This is a genomic window from Brevibacterium luteolum (assembly GCF_013004595.1).
Classification (GTDB): Bacteria; Actinomycetota; Actinomycetes; order Actinomycetales; family Brevibacteriaceae; genus Brevibacterium; species Brevibacterium luteolum.
This window is the reverse complement of record NZ_JABEMC010000005.1, coordinates 114,994-133,656: the sequence shown is the minus strand read 5'-3', so window position 1 is coordinate 133,656 and position 18,663 is coordinate 114,994. Positions and strand designations below refer to the sequence as shown.

The window sequence follows — 18,663 nt, the reverse complement described above, 5'->3', positions numbered from 1 at the left end:
CACCGCCTCGGGACCGGGACCACCGCCTCGGGAGCGGAACCACTACCACCTGCAGACGCGGCATCCCATCAGACGGGATGCCGCGTCCAGAGTGTTCCGCCACGGATGCGCCACCGGTAATGTGACAAGTGCCCTCTGCAGCCGCGCTGCGGCCGCGCCCCGAACCTCGAGGAGTGAACCATGGGCACCATGAAAGCCGCCGTCGTCACCGCATTCGGCAAAGACCTCAACGTCAGCGACTCCACCGACATCCCCACCCCCGGCCCGCACGAGGCCCTCGTCAAGCTCATCTCCACCGGCGTGTGCCACACCGACCTGCACGCCGCCCACGGCGACTGGCCCATCAAGCCCAGCCCGCCGTTCGTCCCCGGACACGAGGGGGTGGGCCGCGTCGAAGCCATCGGCGACGACGTCACCTCCGTCAAAGTCGGCGACATCGTCGGCAACGCCTGGCTGTGGAGCGCCTGCGGCGACTGCGAATTCTGCCGCACCGGCTGGGAGACGCTGTGCGAGAAGCAGCAGAACGGCGGCTACTCCGTCAACGGCTCCTTCGGCGAATACATGCTCGTCGACGCCCGCTACGCCGCCCACATCCCCGAAGGCGCCGACCTCAACGAGATCGCACCCGTCCTGTGCGCCGGGGTGACCGTGTACAAGGGCCTCAAGGTCACCGAGGTCAAGCCCGGCCAGTGGGTCACGATCTCCGGCATCGGCGGGCTTGGCCACATCGCCGTGCAGTACGCCGTGGCGATGGGCATGCGCGTGGCCGCTGTCGACATCGCCGATGACAAGCTCGCCCTGGCCAAGAAGCACGGCGCCGAAGTCGTCGTCAACGCAATGTCCGGCGACCCGGCCGCTGAGATCGTCGAAGCCACCGGCGGCACCCACGGCGTGCTGGTGACCGCCGTGCACCCCGACGCGTTCGGCCAGGCGATCGGCATGGCCCGCCGCGGCGGCACCATCGTCTTCAACGGCCTGCCGCCCGGTGACTTCCCAGCCCCGATCTTCGACATTGTGCTCAAGAGCCTCACCATCCGCGGCTCGATCGTCGGCACCCGGCAGGACATGGAGGAGGCCCTGGACTTCTACGCCCGCGGCCACATCCACCCGACCTACCACACCCGCAAGCTCGACGAGATCAACCAGATCTTCGACGAGATGGTCCACGGCAAGATCGACGGCCGCGTCGTCGTCGAATTCGACGACTGAGACCAGCCGCAATGACCGGCTGCCGTTGCCGGCCGGTCGGTGCGTGACCCGTTCCCGAGGCGGGCGTGCGGTGTCCACCGTGCGCCCGCCTCGGGCGTGGGGAGGGGAGGGCAGCGGGAGATGGTGCTGGAGCCGGCACCGATGTGCGGGAACTGTTACACGATCGTCGTCTCAACCTGTGGGCACCGGCGATAGGCTGGAAGCCACACCTCTCACGCCCTCAACCCAATAGGACTGGAGCACTTATGGACATCGGCGCGATCATCGGGATCCTCGTCGCCCTCGGCGTTGTCATCGTCATCCTCATCGTCGTGGCAGCTCTGCTGTTCGGCGGCCTGCGCTCGAGCATCTTCTTCACCGTGCACACGCAGGAGAACGTCATCGTCGAGCGCTTCGGCAAATTCAAGAAGGTCGCCAAGCCCGGCCTCAACACCAAGGTCCCGTTCATCGAGACGACGACCAAGCCGATCTCGCTGCGCGTTCAGCAGCTGGAGGTCAACATCGAGACGAAGACGAAGGACAACGTCTTCGTCATGGTGCCGGTGGCCGTGCAGTACCTCGTGAGCGAGGACAAGGTCGTCGACGCTTACTACCGGCTGGCGAATCCCGAAGAGCAGATCCGCTCGTATGTCTTCGACACCGTCCGCTCGGCCCTGTCGACCCTGACGCTGGATTCGGCCTTCGAGTCCAAGGACGACATCGCCACCAGTGTTGAGCACCGGCTGTCGGCGCAGATGGCCGGCTACGGCTTCCGCATCGTCAACACCCTGGTCACCGACATCTCCCCGGATCAGCGGGTGCGCGATTCGATGAACTCGATCAACGCCGCCCAGCGCGACCGCGTGGCCGCGCAGGCACTTGCCGAGGCCGACAAGATCAAGCGCGTCACCCAGGCCGAAGCCGAGGCCGAGTCCAAGCGCCTGCAGGGTGAGGGTGTCGCCGGACAGCGCAAGGCGATCGCCACCGGTATCGCCGAGCAGTACGAGATGCTGCGCCGCGCCGGCATCGAATCGACCGCCGAGCAGCTGCTGCTCATGACCCAGTACTTCGACACGATGCAGGATGTCGCCCGCAACGGCCGCTCGAATGTGCTCATGCTGCCGAGCAACCCCGGTGCGCTCGGCGACCTCACGACCGAGATCCGCAATGCGCTGCTGACCTCGCATGAGTCCGAGCGGGCGATCTCCGACTCCGACAGCGACTCCCGCCAGGAGCGCCTTGAGGCCCAGCGCCGTGAGCGCGAAGAGGCCGACCGTGCCCGCCGCGCTCGCGAGCAGTCCGCCCAGCAGCAGGCGCGCCGGGCCGCCGACCAGGCTCGCCAGCAGCAGCGCCGCGACTTCCCTGAGCCGCCGGACTTCATGCCCGGCATGTGAGGCTGAGGCTCACGCTCCACGCACCACAGCACGCCCCGACTGGCAGCCGCCAGGCGGGGCGTGAGTGGATTCAGGGGTCGCGCTGATGATCGCCTTTTTGCGGGCGTTGCCGTGGATGCCGGCAGAACGTGCTCGGTAATCCTCCGGTGAAGCGCCGCCGGTGCGCGAGACCGAGTGAAGCTCGGGACTCTTGGCGTGTGCGCGTAATCGATTTCGTTCGCGTTATTGTGAGTAGAGCTTCCATGGTCTAAACTTGAGGTGTGTGGAGCATCGACGCTGAGTTGATTGAGCCATGGGTAGCTTCGTTGGACGAAGATTCACGTGCTCAGCTGTTCGCAGCAATCGAAGTGCTGCAAGCAGCCGGTCCGCAGCTCGGCCGGCCGCTCGTTGACACAGTGACTGCATCGCGGCATCGGAATATGAAGGAGCTGAGGCCCGGTTCGTCGGTCCGTTCGGAGTTGCGGGTGCTTTTCGCCTTTGATCCGGAGAGGCGGGCGATCATGCTCGTTGCTGGTGACAAAGCCAGGAACTGGGCTCGCTGGTACAAGGTGAATATCCCGGTGGCCGACGATCTATTCGATGAGCACGTACGACGATTGCGGGGGAGTGATTGAAGTGGCATTGAGTTATGAAGAGCTGAAGGCGAAGCATCCCGTGGATCGGGCGGCGGTCGAGGCGCACAAAGCCCGCATGCTCGCCGAAGTCCGTGCCTACCGGTTGCGTGAGCTTCGTGAGCAGGCCGGACTGACACAGGCTCAGCTTGCCGAGCGCATCGGCGTTGGTCAGCGGCAGGTGTCAAAGATCGAATCCGGTGATTTGGACAGCGCGAAGGTCGGAACGGTCCGCCGCTACCTCGAAGCGGTAGGCGGGAGTCTGGCAGTCGAATACGTCATCGGCGATCAGCGAGTTCAGGTGGCGTAACTGAGAGTTGGGGTGTCCCCAGAACGTGGTGACTATTCGGACTCGAGCGTCGTTGCGCCGGACCAACGACGGTGTCACCCGGTGCCGAGCTGAGCCTCACCCTCTGAACGCCGTGACGTCAGGCTTGTGGGTCAGATCTGCGCCGCTGTGCACGGCAGAGTCGCCCGCTCGTGCCGTTTCGTCCTACCGAGGCGTACACTTGGACATCGTCCGCGCCGAGGTGCGCCCTCGTGGCAGTCGGACACACCCCACCATCTGAGACGAAAGGCACGCGGCACCCCCGTGAGCACACAGCACCAGGACACCACCGCCTCGGGCGCGGCAGGCGGATTCTTCGGAACCGGCGGGACCCTCGACCGCTTCTTCCACATCACCGAGCGCGGCTCGACGATCGGCCGCGAGATCCGCGGCGGCTTCGCGACCTTCTTCGCGATGAGCTACATCGTCGTGCTCAACCCGCTCATCATCGGCGCCTCGATGGACTCCACCGGCCACTTCCTCGGCGGCGGCACCGAACCGAACCTGCCGGCCGTGGCCGCGGCGACCTCGCTCGTCTCGGGTATTCTCACGATCCTCATGGGCGTCGTCGGCAACTTCCCGATGGCCGTGTCCTCCTCGCTGGGCCTCTCAGCCTTCCTCACGTACGGCATCGTCGTGCTGCCGGGCATGACCTGGGCTGATGCGATGGGCCTGGTCGTCATCGAAGGCGTCATCCTCCTCATCCTTGTGCTCACCGGCTTCCGCGCGGCGATCTTCAACGCCGTACCCGGCCAGCTCAAGACCGCCATCAGCGTGGGCATCGGCCTGTTCATCGCGCTCATCGGCATGATGAACGCAGGCTTCCTCTCCAAGGGCGAGGGCGCGGCTCTCGAGCTGGGCACCGGCGGATTCCTCTTCGGGTGGCCGGTCCTCATCTTCCTCATCGCGCTGCTGGGCCTGTTCGTCATGTGGTCAGCCCGCGTGCGCGGGGCGATCCTCTACTCGATCCTCGGGGCGACTGCGCTCGCCCTCATCGTCGAGGCGATCGTCGGCATCGGCCCGAAGACCGGCGCCGACGGCGAGATCGCCAACCCCTACGGCTGGGGTCTGACCGTCCCGACGCTCAACCAGGAATGGCTGAGTCTGCCCGACCTGTCGCTGCTCGGCAGCTTCAACCTGCTCGGCTCCTGGCAGCACATCGGCATCGTCGCCGCCTCACTGGCGGTGTTCACACTCCTGCTGGCGAACTTCTTCGACCTGCTCGGCACCATGGTTGCGATCTCGAAGGAAGGCGACATCGTCGACGCCGACGGCGAGATCCCCAACTCCAAGCGGGTCATGGTCGCTGACGCCTTCGGTGCGATCGGCGGCGGACTGGGCTCGATGTCGTCGAACTCCGGGTTCATCGAGTCGACCGTCGGCGTCGGCGAGGGCGCGCGCACCGGCCTGGCCAACGTCATGGCAGGCCTCATGTTCCTGCTCACCATCGTCGCCGCGCCGCTGGCCGCCGTCATCCCGACCGAGGCGGCCGCCCCGACGCTCGTGCTCGTCGGCTTCCTCATGATGCAGCAGGTGCTGCGCATCGACTGGGCCGACGTCGAGATCGCGATCCCGGCATTCATGACCGTCGTCCTCATGCCGTTCTCGTACTCGATCACCAACGGCATCGGCGCCGGCTTCATCAGCTACGTCGTCATCAAGGTGCTGCGCGGCAAGGCCCCTGAGGTCCACCCGCTCATGTTCGTCACCGCGGCGCTGTTCGTCGTCTACTTCGTCTCCGGGCCGATCCAGAACGCCCTCGGCAGCTGAGGTCGGCCGGCGGCAGTCGCGGTGGCGGCGCGAGTTGCGCCGGCCGGTCAGTCGAGGATCACGCGCCTGAGCACTGCCAGCCGCTCCTGCGGGTCGGCCGGGATCTGGCCGGCGAGGTCGTCGCCGGCCGCCAGCGCTCGGCACCACCGCATGACGAAGGCGTTCTTGCCCACCGGCACCCCGAGTGTGTTGCCGATGCGCACGATCTCCCCGCCCAGGTAGTCCGTCTCGATCGAACCGGTGCCGCGGGCCAGCGACTGCCAGGACGACGAGGCGAACTCCTCGACACCGTCGACTCCGCCGATCTGGATCCGGTCCTCGATGTCGAAGGCCTTCGGACTCGAGCCGACGTGGTCGATCCCGGCTGCGGCGTAGACGGCCTTCGCCTCGGCCTTGAGCGCATCGTTGAGCTCGCCGTATTCGATCCCGGGCCCGAGGATCGAGTCGAGCCCATTGGCCAGATTCGTCAGAAGCTTGCCCCAGATATGCGGCCACAGCTCATCGGCACTGCCGAGCGCCTCGGCGGCGAACCCGGCCGTGCCCGCATCGGTCACGAACTGCCGGGCGGTGGCCACCGCCTCGGGATCGGCCGTGACGGGACCGGCGAAATAGGCGCCGTGATCCGGCTGCATGCGCGTGATGACCTCGCCGGGGGAGAGGAACAGTGCCGGCATCCACACGGTCGCCGCGACCACGGTGCGGAAGTGCCGGGGTGCCTGCCGGGCGGCCTCGGTGCCGTTGAGCAGCAGGACGATCGGCAGCAGCTCACCGGCGGTGCCGATCATCGTGCCCGAGGCGCCGGTCACCGGGCGGTCGGCCCACTGCGGCAGGGCGGTGAGCGCCTGGTTCGTCTTCGTCGCCAGCACGAGCACGTCACCGGTGCGCAGCTCGACCTCTTCAGGGGAGCGGGCGAGCTCGGGGCGGGCGGTGATGGTGCCCGACGGGGTGCGCATCGCAAGGCCGCCGGCGGCGATGGCGTCGGCGTGCTCGCCGCGGGCGATGACGGTGATGGACAGGCCGGCGTCGCTGCCGGCCGCTGCGAGGGTGCCGCCGATCGCGCCGGCCCCGATGATGACGTACCTGTTCATGCGTCCACGCTACCAAGGCCGGCGGCAGCGGGCAGGCGTGGGAGAAGTTTGCAAAGTTATTCACGGTCTCACGTCTGGATTCCATGAATAACTTTTCTCACTTTCGCCGGCGGATGCTTCAAGGGAAAAGTTTGTGGAGCTGTTCATATGTGGAGGCTCTGAAAATATGAATAGCTCTACAAACTTTCGCCTCGACCGCCGGTGCCTAGGTCACCGGTGCGCTCCAGCGGTTCCCGTTAGGGTGGAGGGGTGGCCTGCCGGCCCAGCACCGTTTGGGCCGAGCAGCACCACCGCCGCACCGCCCGCACAGCCGTGAAGGAGCCCCATGTATCAGCCCGTCGCCGTTCCGCCGCGCCGCACCGTCGCCCTGACCGGAGCCCGGCTGCTGCCGATCGCCGACGCTGAGGGCAACCCGGCACCTGAGATCGCCTCCGGCACGATCGTCCTCGACGAGGGCACCATCACCGCCATCGGCCCCGACGCCGAGGTCGAGGTGCCCGCCGGTGCCGAGGTCATCGACGCCTCGGGCACGGTCATCGCCCCCGGCTTCGTCGAAAGCCACGCCCACATGGGCGTCCACGAGGACGGTGAGGGCGGCGAGAGCAACGACGTCAACGAGATGACCGACCCCGACGGTTCGGCCCTGCGCGCCCTCGACGCGATCAACCCCGCTGACGTCGGCTTCAAGGACGCGCTGCGCGGCGGCGTCACCACCGCCGTCGTCAAGCCCGGCTCCGGCAACCCGATCGGCGGGCGGACCGCCGCTCTCAAGACCTGGGGGCGGGTCGTCGACGAGATGCTCATCAGCCAGGACATCTCGGTCAAGTCGGCGATGGGCGAGAATCCCAAGCGCATCTACGGCGAGCGCAAGCAGACCCCGGCCACCCGCCTCGGGGTCGTGAAGGTCCAGCGCGAGGCCTTCGTCAAGGCACGCAACTACATCGCCAACCGGGCGGCCGCCGCCGAGGTGGGGGTCCCCTTCGATCGGGACCTGGGCCTGGAGACGCTGGCCGATGTGCTGACCGGTGACCTCGTGTGGGATCAGCACTGCCACCGCGCCGACGACATCGCCACCGCGATCCGGCTGGCCGAGGAGTTCGGCTACCGGCTCATCATCAACCACGGCACCGAAGGCCACCTCATCGCCGACTACATCGCAGAGAAGGGCCTCGACGTCATCGTCGGCCCGCTCATGACCTCCCGGTCGAAGGTCGAGCTGCGCCACCGCACACTGGCGACCCCGGCAGCGTATGCCAAGGCCGGGGTGCGGTTCGCGCTCACGACCGACCACCCGGTGGTGCCGATCTTCTTCTTCGTCGACCAGGCCCGGTTCGCCGTGCGCGAGGGACTCGACCCGGAGGTTGCGCTGCAGGCGATGACGATCCACCCGGCGGCGATCCTCGGTCTCGATGACCGTGTCGGATCCTTAGCGGTGGGCCGCGACGCTGATATCGTGCAGTGGAGCGCCCATCCGCTCGACTTCGATGCGCGTGTCACCAGCGTCTACGTGTCCGGCCGGCACGTGTACACGCACGATTTCGCCAGCGGTGAGGCATTCGTGGCCGACCCGTTCGGCCCCACCCGGATCCACGAGCCGTGAGCACCGACCGTTCGTCCAGCGGCAGTTCACGTGAGCATCAGATCCATCAGGTAGAACCGAGATCAGACACAGTGTGACGGACAAGAAGGACCAGTGGCAGAAGACAGCGATCGCCCACCGCGCCGGCGCCTGCTGCGCCCGCGCATCCGCAGCAACGGATCACGTGCCGCGGCAGGCGATGGCGCACGCCGCAACTCCCACGAGAGCGAAGCCGCGCGGCGAGCCGGAGCCGAACGGCAGACCGGAACGAGCGATCTCGGCGCGGACGCCAGCCAGCCGCTGAACACCAACGAGTACACCGGATCGACCGCCGGCGCCGCACTGCGCACCACCGGCGGGATCCCGCGAGAGACCGTCGCCGAGGCCACGGAGAAGGCCCAGACCGCCCGGCGGCGCGGGCACAAACAGCTCAAGACCCGCGCTCCGCGCGGCAGGAACGGCAGGCGTGCCGGCTCGGCATCTGCTGCCAGCCCGGCCACCGCCTCGGGAACGGCCACGACTCCGGCGACCTCACGCCTGGAGCAGGACCCGGTCGACCCGTCCGAGGCGCTCACCCCGCCGGTCGCCCGCGGCGCCGACGGCAGCTACGGCACGGGTCGGTCGTCCTCCACCCAGCGGTTCCGCCGCAACGGCAGCTCCCGCAGCATCGTCGAGAAGACCAACGCCGCCGGCTCCTCGTCGAAGCGGATGGCCGAACGGCTCGCCCGCAAGGCCGTCGGGCAGATCACCGGCGATTCGATGCCGGCGACCGACCCGATCCCGATCGTCGCCACCCTCAAGGGCACCCCCTATCAGGCGCCGGTGCAGAGCCAGGCGAAGGGCGAGGAGGAAGCCCGCAAGATCATGGAGCTGGCCGTCGACATCGGCTGGATCATGCTGCGCGCCGGCGCCCCGACTGCCGACGTCGAGGTCTCCGTCATCGCCACCTGCACCGCGCTCGGCCTGCCGACCGTCGAAGTCGACCTGACCTCGAACTCGCTCAATGTGCACTACTCCGACCCTGAGGGCCGGCTGCTCAACGTCATGCGCGTCAGCCGCGAGGAGTCGATCCACTACTCGAAGCTCGCCTCCGTCCACAAGCTCGTGACCGACATCGTCGACGGCAAGGTCGAATACCTCGAAGCCAGCGAGCGGATCGACGCGATCCGCCAGCAGCGCCGGCCGTTTGCCGGCTGGTTCGTCGCCCTGGCCTGGGGCATGCTCGTGACCTGCTTCGTGCTGCTGCTCGGCGGCTCGGCAGTCTCAGCGGTCATCGGCTTCGGCATGGCGATCATCATCGACCGCTTCGGTGCGCTGCTCGCCCGCTTCGACGTGCCCCCGTTCTTCACCGCGATGGGCCAATCGACGTTTGCGACCGTGCTGGCAATGGCGGCCTGGACATTCGGGTTCATCGCTGCTCCGCAGTACCTCGTGGCCGCCGGCATTGTGCTGCTGCTGCCGACTGCCGGCCTCATCGCCGCGGTGCAGGACTCGCTGACGAACTTCCCGCTCACTGCCTCGGCCAAGGCCGTCACCGTCGGCACCACGCTGGCCGGCATCGTCTCCGGCATCGCCCTGGGCATCATGGTCGGTCGGGCGATCGGGCTCTCACCCATCGAGGTGATCGTCACCTCCGGCGGAGTCGAGGCGCTGACCACCATCATCTCGCTCATCGCCGCGATCCTTGTCGGCATGTGCGGGGCGATCGGCATGCAGGCCGCCAAGCGTCAGATCCTCATCGCCGGGCTCATCGGCGGCGTCGGCTTCGTCATCTACGTCGGCTGCACGCTGCTGGGCCTGGGCAATGTCGTCACCTGCTTCATCGCCGCCACCGTCGTCGGGCTCATCGTCCGCCCGGTCGCGCTGCACCGCGGTGCGCCGCCGATCGTGCTGCTGCTGCCGGGCATCTTCCCGCTGCTGCAGGGCCTGTCGATCTTCTCGGCGGCCTACCAGATCGTCCAGCCGCAGGACGCGATCCCACTGTCGATGGGCCTGTCCTCGCTATTCACCGCAGTGACGGCCAACGCCGCGATCGCTGTGGGCGCGGTCTTCGGCGACTTCCTCGCCCGCCCGATCCACCAGCGAGTCAAGGACCGCCGTGAGAAGTCCGATGCCGTCGCCGAGGCGACCGCCGGCACGCACCCGACCTCCACCTCGGGCACGGGGCAGGTCTCCAGCTGAAAGCGCCGGTCAGGGCAGCTGCCAGTCAATCGGCTCGCCACCGCACTCGGCCAGCAGCGCATTGGCCCGGCTGAACGGCCTCGAGCCGAAGAACCCGCGCGAAGCGCTCAGCGGCGACGGGTGCGGGGACGCGACGATCGGCACATCGTCCAGCCGCGGCGCCAGGGATTGCGCGTCCCGGCCCCACAGAATCGCCACGAGCGGCCCGCCGCGGGCGGTGAGCACCTCGATCGCCCGGTCGGTGACCGTCTCCCAGCCCTGGTTCCGGTGCGAGGCCGGAGAGCCGGGGGCGACGGTGAGGACCCGGTTGAGCAGCATGACTCCCTGCGCCTGCCACGGGCGCAGGTCCCCGCTGCTCGGGGGCGAGACCCCGAGGTCGTCGCCGAGCTCCTTGAAGATGTTCGTCAGAGACCGCGGCAGCGGGCGGACGTCCGGGGCGACAGCGAAGGACAGCCCGATCGGGTGACCGGGTGTCGGGTACGGATCCTGGCCGACGATGAGCACGCGCACGCCGGACAGCGGTTCGCGGAAGGCGCGGAACACATCGTCTCCGGCCGGCAGGTACTGGCGGCCGGCGGCAAGTTCGGCGCGCAGGAAATCGCCCATCGCGGTGATCTGACCGGCCACCGGCGCCATCGCCTCAGCCCAGTCCGGGGCCATGATCTTCTCAAGACTCATACCGCCATCGTAGCCAGCAGCGACCTCCGCAGACCCCGGCGTGACCGGCAACACAGACGAGCGCTATGCTCAACACAGCGCGTACAACCGCATCGATCCGAAAGGACTCCAATGTCGACGATCGCATGGATCGGGCTGGGCCACATGGGCCTGCCGATGACGAAGAACCTCCTGAGAGCCGGGCACGCTGTGCGCGGCTTCGACCTCTCCGAACCGGCCATGCACGCCGCCGCCGAGGCGGGGGTCACCACGTGTGCTTCGGCTGCCGAGGCGCTTGAAGGCGCCGAGGTCGTGTTCACGATGCTGCCCAAGGGGGAGCACTCGCTGGCAGCCTACGGTGGCGACGAGGGCATCTTCGCCACGGCCGCGCCCGGCACCCTGCTCATCGACTCCTCGACGATCGACGTCGCCAGCTGCCAGCAGCTGCACGACCGGGCCAAGGAGGCCGGCTTCGAGTTCGTCGACGCACCAGTTTCCGGCGGCATCGCCGGAGCTGAGAAAGGCACCCTGGCCTTCATGGTCGGCGGCGAAGAGGCGGCAGTCGAGAAGGCGCGCCCGTTCATCGAGCCGATGGCCGGCAACGTCATCGCCACCGGTGCTCCGACGACCGGGCAGGCGGCGAAGATCTGCAACAACCTCATGCTCTTCATCAACATGGTCTCCACCTCCGAGGCCGCGGTGCTCGCCGACCGCCTCGGACTCGACCACTCGCTGTTCTACTCGATCGCGAAGGTCTCCTCCGGTGACTCGTGGCCGCTGCGCACCTGGTACCCGTACCCCGGCGTCGTCGAGACCTCTCCGGCCAACGACGACTTCGCCCCGACCTTCACCGCCGACCTGGCGCTCAAGGACATCAACCTGGCGCTCGCCGCAGGTGAGGACACCGACACCGAGCTGACGCTGGGCACGATCGTCAAGGACATGCTCAAGCAGGTCTCGGATGCCGGATCCGGCGGCAAGGACTGCTCGATTGTCAAGAAACTGGTTGACGGCTCCTTCGACGCCTGAGCCGGCTGCAGCCGCAGCGGGCACACCGCTTTGAACCCCTGCCTCCCCTCACACTGAGGGCCCCTGTTGTGAAAGGACCACACGATGTCAGATTTCCCGCAGCCCACTGACTGGCACATGCTCATCGGCGGCGAATGGGTCGACGCCCTCGACGGGTCGCGCGCCGATGTCATCACCCCCATCGACCGCAACGTCGTCATCGCCCACGTGCCCAACGGCAAGGCCGAGGACGCCGACCGCGCCGTCAAGGCTGCTCGCGCAGCCTTCCCGGCCTGGTCGGGCCTGCACTTCAAGGAGCGTCAGAAGATGCTGACGAAGTGCGCTGATGCCCTGGAGGCCAACATCGACGAGCTCGCCGAGCTCACCGCGCTCGACACCGGCAACGCCAAGCGCACTCAGGCCCGTCCCGAGGCGACGATGCTCTCGGAGATCTTCCGGTACTTCGGTGGTGTCGCCGGCGAGGTCAAGGGCAATACGCTTCCCGCCGGTGAGCAGCAGCTCAACTACACGAAGCGCGTGCCGCTCGGCGTGGTCGCCGGCATCTTGCCGTGGAACTCGCCGCTCATGATCGCCGGCTTCAAGACCCCGGCCGCACTGGCCGCCGGCAACACGATCGTGCTCAAGTGCGCTGAGGACGCACCGCTGACGATCCTGAAGATGGCCGAGATCTGCTCGGAGTTCCTGCCCGACGGCGTCCTCAACGTCGTCACCGGCAAGGGCTCGGTCATCGGCGAGGCCCTCGTCCAGCACCCGGATGTCGACAAGGTCTCCTTCACCGGCTCGACCTCGGTTGGCCGCCACGTCGCCGAGGCGGCTGCCAGCCGCCTGGCGCACTCCTCGATGGAGCTCGGCGGCAAGAGCCCGAACATCATCTTCCCGGATGCGGACCTCGAAGCCGCACTCGATCAGGTGCTGCTCGCCACCCGTTTCGCTCGCCAGGGCCAGTCGTGCACGATGGGTTCGCGCCTGTTCCTGCACGCCGACATCTACGATGACTTCCTCAGCAAGCTCGTCGAGAAGGTCAAGGGACTCAAGGTCGGCGACCCGCGCGATGAGGCCTCCGACATCGGCTGCGTCATCAACCAGAAGCAGTACGACCTCGTCCAGGAGTACATCGACCACGGCAAGGCCGAAGACGGCGTCGAGGTCGCCTACGACGGCCATGACAGCCTCGAGGTCGGCGAACCGGGCTTCTACCACGCCCCGGTGATCTTCGCGCAGGCGAAGAACGACTGGAAGACCTCCCAGGAGGAGATCTTCGGACCCGTCCTGTCTGTCATCCGGTTCTCCACCGAAGACGAGGTCGTCGAGATGGCCAACGACTCCGACTACGGCCTGGCCGCCTACGTCTTCACCGGCGACCTCGGCCGCGGACTGCGGATGGCCGACCGGATCCAGTCCGGCTGGGTGCAGGTCAACCAGGGCGGCCCGCAGGTCGTCGGCCAGGCCTACGGCGGCTTCAAGACCTCCGGCATCGGCCGTGAGCTCTCCCTGGAGGGCATGCTCGAGGGCTTCACCCAGATCAAGCAGGTCAACGTCAAGATCGGCTGACCCGCCCAGCAGACCCGCGGCTGACCCGTTCGCGGGTCCGCCCAGATGAGAGCCACCGGTGCGGTGCTGCAGCCCAGCACCGCACCGGTGGCTTCTGCATGACCGGCACGCCCGCCTGAAGCACATGCGTGTCATTCTTCGCTAGACTGTGGCTATCCGACAGAAGGCAGGTGGCATGAGCGAGCAGGAGCTCACCGAACTCGAATCCCGCGTACTGCGCTTCGAGCGCCAGTGGCATACCTACGGAGGCGCCAAGGACGGAGCGATCCGCCAGGAGTTCGACATGTCGGCCCCGGCCTACTTCCAGCTGCTCAACACCCTGCTCGACAGCCCCGCGGCCTATGCCGCCGACCCCATCCTCATCAAACGGCTGCGCCGCATCCGCGAGAGCCGTCACCAGCACCGCGCCCGCACGCGCATGGCGAGGTAGCCGATGGCCAAGTACCCACGCGACGAATTCGACGACCTGCAGCCCACCGGACGCAAGGGCGCCCACCGCCGAGGCGGGCCGATCTCGCAGGGCGGGGCGATCGCGCTCATCGCCGTGCTCGCCATCGCCGCACTGCTCGTCGTATTCGGTGCTTTCAACATCATCCGCCAGTCCGCCTCGAACCCCGAGGAGAACGTCGCCGAGACCCCGGCAGCCACCGAAGGGGCCGAGCCGACCGAAGAGGAGACCACCGATCCGGCCGTCGACGTCGTCGACAAGACCGCCGAGGTCCACGTCCTCAACGGCTCCGGCGTCACCGGTGCTGCCGCGAAGTTCCGCGAGCACCTCGAATCCAACGGCTGGAACGTCACCGACGTCGGCAACCACTCGACCAACGAGTCGTCCTCTGTCGTGTACTACTCCGATGACGAGTACGAGATGCAGGCCGGCGCACTGGCCGCCGAACTCGGTGTCGAGACCGTCGAGAAGTCCGCGGAGTTCCCCGGCCAGGTCACCCTGCTCATCACCTCCGACATCGCCGATGAGGACCTCGACAGCCTCGGCGGCGACGGCGACTCGACCGACGGTGCCACCGAGGGCACCGGCAACTGAGCACCGCGGTTCCGCATCCGCTCGGAAACGCGCCATTCCGCGCCTGTGTTTGCAGGGAGCGCCAGCCGTGGCATAGGCTGGCGGCAATGTATGAGATACAAGGAAACTTGCCGTAACCGACAGTCTTCCGGGCATACAGTGACCCGCGTCGATCGCGGTGCTGCCTCACCAGGGCAGCGGCGTGACCGGCACGAACAACGGAGTTCCTCGGATAGGTGCCCCGCTGCAGTACGCATGATATGGAGTAGAAATGACGCAAGGCACGGTCAAGTGGTTCAACGCTGAGAAGGGCTACGGCTTCATCACCGTAGAAGGCGGAGACCAGGACGTCTTCGTCCATTGGACCGCGATCGAGATGGACGGATACCGCTCGCTTGAAGAAGGCCAGCAGGTCCAGTTCACGGTCGGTGAAGGCGCCAAGGGCCCGCAGGCAGAATCGGTCACGGTGCTCTGAGCACTCCCGACCGGCGCTGCCCGCCGATCACCAGAAGAGCCGGGTTGCCCCCGGCTCTTCGCATGTCCGCCCCTGCCTGCACCCGCACCGCTCCCGAGGTGTGGGTGCAGTTTTGCACTCTCGGGTCGAGAGTGCTAAATCTAGTACTGGTAAATCTCGGCCCCGAGAAGTGAGACAGGCTGCTGTGGAAGGGAATCAGCAGAACCGGCTCTGCCGTCGCGGGCGCTTGGGACCGGGAAGACATGCCACTCCGTTCAGGGAGGACCAGCCATATGGCAAAGCTCATCTCATTCGATGAAGATGCACGCCGCGGACTCGAAACCGGACTCAACACCCTGGCCGATGCGGTCAAGGTGACCCTGGGACCGCGCGGCCGCAACGTCGTGCTCGAAAAGAAGTGGGGCGCACCGACCATCACCAATGACGGTGTCTCCATCGCCAAGGAGATCGAACTCGAAGATCCGTACGAGAAGATCGGCGCCGAGCTCGTCAAGGAAGTCGCGAAGAAGACTGACGACGTCGCAGGCGACGGCACCACCACCGCCACCGTTCTCGCTCAGGCTCTCGTCCGCGAGGGACTGCGCAACGTGGCCGCCGGTGCTGACCCGCTCAGCCTCAAGCGCGGCATCGAGAAGGCTGTCGCAGCCGTCTCCGATGTGCTGCTCGAGACCGCCAAGGACGTCGAGACCAAGGAGCAGATCGCTGCGACCGCTGGCATCTCGGCAGGCGACCCGGCCATCGGCGAGCTCATCGCCGAGGCGATCGACAAGGTCGGCAAGGAAGGCGTCGTCACCGTCGAGGAGTCGAACACCTTCGGCCTGGAGCTCGAGCTCACCGAGGGCATGCGCTTCGACAAGGGCTACATCTCCGGTTACTTCGTCACCGACGCTGAGCGTCAGGAGACGGTGCTGGAGGATCCCTACATCCTCATCGTCAACTCCAAGATCTCGAACGTGAAGGACCTGCTGCCGGTCCTCGAGAAGATCCAGCAGTCGGGCAAGCCGCTGCTCATCATCGCCGAGGACGTCGAGGGCGAGGCACTCGCGGTGCTCGTGGTCAACAAGATCCGCGGCACCTTCAAGTCCGTGGCCGTCAAGGCTCCGGGCTTCGGCGACCGCCGCAAGGCGCAGCTGGCCGACATCGCCATTCTCACCGGTGGCCAGGTCATCGCCGAGGAGGTCGGACTCAAGCTCGAGAACGCCACCCTCGACCTGCTGGGCACCGCCCGCAAGGTCGTTGTCACCAAGGACGAGACCACCATCGTCGAAGGTGCCGGCGACGCCGATGAGATTCAGGGCCGCGTGCAGCAGATCCGCACCGAGATCGACAACTCCGATTCCGACTACGACCGCGAGAAGCTGCAGGAGCGTCTGGCCAAGCTGGCCGGCGGCGTGGCAGTCATCAAGGCCGGAGCCGCAACCGAGGTCGAGCTCAAGGAGCGCAAGCACCGCATCGAGGATGCCGTGCGCAACGCCAAGGCCGCAGTCGACGAGGGCATCGTCGCCGGCGGTGGCGTGGCACTCATCCAGGCCGGCAAGACGGCCTTCGAGAAGCTCCAGCTCGAAGGCGACGAGGCCACCGGTGCCTCGATCGTCAAGGTCGCCATCGACGCCCCGCTCAAGCAGATCGCCACGAACGCCGGCCTCGAACCCGGCGTGGTGGCCGAGAAGGTCCGCAACCTCGACTCCGGCCACGGCCTCAACGCCGCCACCGGCGAGTACGAGGACCTCATGGCCGCAGGCATCAACGACCCGGTCAAGGTGACCCGCTCTGCTCTGCAGAACGCCGCCTCGATCGCCGGCCTGTTCCTCACCACCGAGGCCGTCATCGCCGACAAGCCTGAGAAGGCACCGGCCATGCCGGGTGGCGAGCCGGATATGGGCGGCATGGGCTTCTGAGCCGCTGAGAACTGAACGACCGGCCGCATAGCCGGCGCGTCAGAACCCAGCCAGGCGGGGTGGAAGAGTCTGACTCTTCCACCCCGCCTGCTCTCATTCACCACGCCCCGAGCAGCGCCCTGACCTGCACCGCACCAAAATCTCAGCAGCCGCAGAACCTCCCGCTGCAGGTCTTATGAAGCGCTAAGCTGAGCTCATCATGCCCGTCATCACCTTCATCCTGCTCGCCGTCTTCATCGGCGCACTGTCCCAGCGTGTGACGGGGATGGGATTCGCCCTCGTCTCCGGTCCGTTCCTCGTGCTGCTGCTCGACCCGCTGTCTGGAGTCGTGCTCGTCAATATCGTCGGCTTCATCTCCTGCGCGATCATCTTCGCCCGCACCTGGCGCGAGGTGCATTGGAAGACGTTGAAGATCCTCGCGGTGTCCTCGGTCATCGCCACCATCCCCGGTGCGTGGCTGGCGTCCGTCATGCCGACCGCTCCGCTGCAGACGCTCATCGGTGCCATCGTCGTCATCGCCCTGGCAACCTCGATCGTCATCGGCCGCGTCGGCAAGGTGCTGCCGGTCAACACCGGCGGCATCGCCACCTCGGGGCTTGTCGCCGGGGTCATGAACGCCGCCTCCGGCGTCGGCGGCCCGGCCTTCAGCACCTATGCCGTGCTCACCCGCTGGGAGCAGCGCAGCTTCGCCGCGACGATGCAGCCTCTGCTGGCCATCGCCTCGGTCATGTCGATCATCGCCAAGGTCGCCTTCGACCGCACCGCGATCCCGCACCTCGGGCTCGGCCAGTGGCTCATGGTCTTTGCCGCCCTGGCCGCCGGACAGATCATCGGCGAGCTGACCGCCGAGCGCATCCCGGTCAAGGTTGCCCGCGTCGGCATGATCACCATCGCCTTGGCCGGCGGTGCCGCCACGCTCGTCAAGGGACTGGCGGGCCTGTGAGCTGAACCCCGCGCGCCGTATTCACGCGTGCTCCTCAGAGTGCACTAAGGTTCGCCGGTGATAATGGGGCAGTCAGCCGCACTCGTGATGGAAGAAGGATCGGACGGGGCATGGGATACGTCTTTCTCGGTTTGCTCATCATCGTCGGTTCACTCATGTTCTTCGGCTCCCGGCGCCAGAAGTTGCGCGAACGGGAGGAACAGGCAGAGGAGCTCAGCTTCGTCACCCAGTCCGCAGCCGAGGACGTCACGTCCTTCGGCGAAGAGGTCGCTGACCTCGACATCGTCACCACCGGCGCCGACCTCGACGAAGGCGGCCGCCAGGACTACCAGCGCGCACTCGACGCCTACGACACCGCCAAGGAGACCCTGGAGCGCGTGCAGAAGCCCGAGGACATCCGGCACGTGACCGAAGCGCTTGAGGACGGCCGTTACGCCGCCAAGTGCGTGCGTGCCCGCGTCAACGGCGAGCCGCTGCCCACCCGACGTCCGCCGTGCTTCTTCAACCCGCAGCATGGACCCTCGGTCGAGGAGATCGACTGGGCTCCGGTCGGCGGCCAGTTGCGCCCGGTGCCGGTGTGCGCTGCTGACGCTGAGCGCATCGCCGTCGGTGCTGAGCCTGCCGTGCGTAAGGTCGCCACTGCTGACGGGCTGGGCCGCCGCGCCTATTGGGAGGCCGGCCCGAGCTACGCCGAATACAACCGCGGCTACTTCAACTCCTACGCCGGCTCCGGCCTGCTTCCCGGCGTCCTCATGGGCGCTATGCTCTTCAACGGCTTCGGCCACGGCTGGGACGGCTCCTACGCTGACGGCTTCAACGACGGCATGAACGCTGACCCCGGCGGCATGGACGGCGGTGACGCCGGAGGCTTCGACGGTGGAGGCTTCGGTGACGGAGGCGGCTTCGGCGATGGCGGTGGCTTCGGCGACTTCGACTTCGGGTTCTGATCC

The 18,663-nt window shown here is 67.2% G+C and carries 17 protein-coding genes; 15 read left to right on the top strand and 2 right to left on the bottom strand.

All coding sequences use genetic code 11. The features are described from left to right. Nucleotides 1-180: 180 nt before the first annotated feature. From adhP to HLA91_RS09305, 5 genes are all read left to right on the top strand, one after another. On the top strand, nucleotides 181-1,209 hold the full coding sequence (gene adhP, locus HLA91_RS09325; protein WP_170274449.1) for an alcohol dehydrogenase AdhP: 1,029 nt from the start codon (nucleotides 181-183) through the stop codon (nucleotides 1,207-1,209). Nucleotides 1,210-1,454: 245 nt separating this feature from the next. Then, on the top strand, nucleotides 1,455-2,582 hold the full coding sequence (locus HLA91_RS09320; RefSeq protein ID WP_102161970.1) for an SPFH domain-containing protein: 1,128 nt from the start codon (nucleotides 1,455-1,457) through the stop codon (nucleotides 2,580-2,582). A gap of 260 nt (nucleotides 2,583-2,842) precedes the next feature. After that, nucleotides 2,843-3,196 carry a type II toxin-antitoxin system RelE/ParE family toxin gene (locus HLA91_RS09315; protein WP_170274448.1) on the top strand — a complete coding sequence of 118 codons (354 nt, stop codon included), beginning with the start codon at nucleotides 2,843-2,845 and terminating at the stop codon, nucleotides 3,194-3,196. Next, nucleotides 3,162-3,503 carry a helix-turn-helix domain-containing protein gene (locus HLA91_RS09310; RefSeq protein WP_165883626.1) on the top strand — a complete coding sequence of 114 codons (342 nt, stop codon included), beginning with the start codon at nucleotides 3,162-3,164 and terminating at the stop codon, nucleotides 3,501-3,503. Before HLA91_RS09315 ends, HLA91_RS09310 begins: the two co-directional genes overlap by 35 nt. 282 nt (nucleotides 3,504-3,785) lie before the next feature. Continuing rightward, nucleotides 3,786-5,291 (top strand): NCS2 family permease, encoded by a 1,506-nt coding sequence (locus HLA91_RS09305; protein WP_338076763.1) that lies wholly within the window; start codon nucleotides 3,786-3,788, stop codon nucleotides 5,289-5,291. A 47-nt stretch (nucleotides 5,292-5,338) separates the two neighbouring features. Here the strand turns inward: HLA91_RS09305 and HLA91_RS09300 are convergent, their stop codons facing one another. After that, nucleotides 5,339-6,379, bottom strand: a complete 1,041-nt coding sequence (locus HLA91_RS09300; RefSeq protein ID WP_170274447.1) for a ketopantoate reductase family protein — start codon at nucleotides 6,377-6,379, stop codon at nucleotides 5,339-5,341. A 325-nt stretch (nucleotides 6,380-6,704) separates the two neighbouring features. Between HLA91_RS09300 and HLA91_RS09295 the strand changes: the two genes are divergently transcribed. Together HLA91_RS09295 and HLA91_RS14210 are read left to right on the top strand one after the other, a co-directional pair. Continuing rightward, complete coding sequence (locus HLA91_RS09295) at nucleotides 6,705-7,979, top strand: amidohydrolase (protein ID WP_170274446.1); 1,275 nt, start codon at nucleotides 6,705-6,707, stop codon at nucleotides 7,977-7,979. A gap of 93 nt (nucleotides 7,980-8,072) precedes the next feature. Then, nucleotides 8,073-10,139 carry a threonine/serine exporter family protein gene (locus HLA91_RS14210; RefSeq protein WP_170274445.1) on the top strand — a complete coding sequence of 689 codons (2,067 nt, stop codon included), beginning with the start codon at nucleotides 8,073-8,075 and terminating at the stop codon, nucleotides 10,137-10,139. Nucleotides 10,140-10,148: 9 nt separating this feature from the next. On the opposite strand, the gene HLA91_RS09285 is transcribed toward HLA91_RS14210, so the two are convergent. Then, the gene (locus HLA91_RS09285; RefSeq protein ID WP_170274444.1) at nucleotides 10,149-10,817 is read right to left on the bottom strand and encodes a uracil-DNA glycosylase; all 669 of its coding nucleotides are present in this window, start codon (nucleotides 10,815-10,817) and stop codon (nucleotides 10,149-10,151) included. A 111-nt stretch (nucleotides 10,818-10,928) separates the two neighbouring features. Here HLA91_RS09285 and mmsB point away from each other — a divergent pair, with 111 nt between their 5' ends. The 8 genes from mmsB (at nucleotide 10,929) to HLA91_RS09245 (ending at nucleotide 18,660) form a co-directional block, all read left to right on the top strand. Continuing rightward, nucleotides 10,929-11,825 carry a 3-hydroxyisobutyrate dehydrogenase gene (mmsB, locus tag HLA91_RS09280; RefSeq protein ID WP_170274443.1) on the top strand — a complete coding sequence of 299 codons (897 nt, stop codon included), beginning with the start codon at nucleotides 10,929-10,931 and terminating at the stop codon, nucleotides 11,823-11,825. Between the two features lie 84 nt (nucleotides 11,826-11,909). Next, nucleotides 11,910-13,376: an aldehyde dehydrogenase family protein gene (locus HLA91_RS09275; RefSeq protein ID WP_170274442.1), complete on the top strand. Its 1,467-nt coding sequence runs from the start codon at nucleotides 11,910-11,912 to the stop codon at nucleotides 13,374-13,376. 175 nt (nucleotides 13,377-13,551) lie between these two features. Next, nucleotides 13,552-13,806 carry a DUF3263 domain-containing protein gene (locus tag HLA91_RS09270; protein WP_102161961.1) on the top strand — a complete coding sequence of 85 codons (255 nt, stop codon included), beginning with the start codon at nucleotides 13,552-13,554 and terminating at the stop codon, nucleotides 13,804-13,806. 3 nt (nucleotides 13,807-13,809) lie between these two features. Continuing rightward, a complete protein-coding gene (locus tag HLA91_RS09265) occupies nucleotides 13,810-14,418 on the top strand; it encodes a LytR C-terminal domain-containing protein (RefSeq protein ID WP_170274441.1) in 609 nt (202 codons plus the stop codon). A 250-nt stretch (nucleotides 14,419-14,668) separates the two neighbouring features. Beyond that, a complete protein-coding gene (locus HLA91_RS09260; RefSeq protein WP_102161959.1) occupies nucleotides 14,669-14,872 on the top strand; it encodes a cold-shock protein in 204 nt (67 codons plus the stop codon). Nucleotides 14,873-15,144: 272 nt separating this feature from the next. Continuing rightward, complete coding sequence (gene groL, locus HLA91_RS09255) at nucleotides 15,145-16,770, top strand: chaperonin GroEL (RefSeq protein WP_102161958.1); 1,626 nt, start codon at nucleotides 15,145-15,147, stop codon at nucleotides 16,768-16,770. A gap of 199 nt (nucleotides 16,771-16,969) precedes the next feature. Further along, complete coding sequence (locus tag HLA91_RS09250; protein WP_212754232.1) at nucleotides 16,970-17,713, top strand: sulfite exporter TauE/SafE family protein; 744 nt, start codon at nucleotides 16,970-16,972, stop codon at nucleotides 17,711-17,713. A gap of 110 nt (nucleotides 17,714-17,823) precedes the next feature. Beyond that, complete coding sequence (locus HLA91_RS09245; protein ID WP_165883616.1) at nucleotides 17,824-18,660, top strand: hypothetical protein; 837 nt, start codon at nucleotides 17,824-17,826, stop codon at nucleotides 18,658-18,660. The last annotated feature ends 3 nt before the right edge of the window (nucleotides 18,661-18,663 follow it).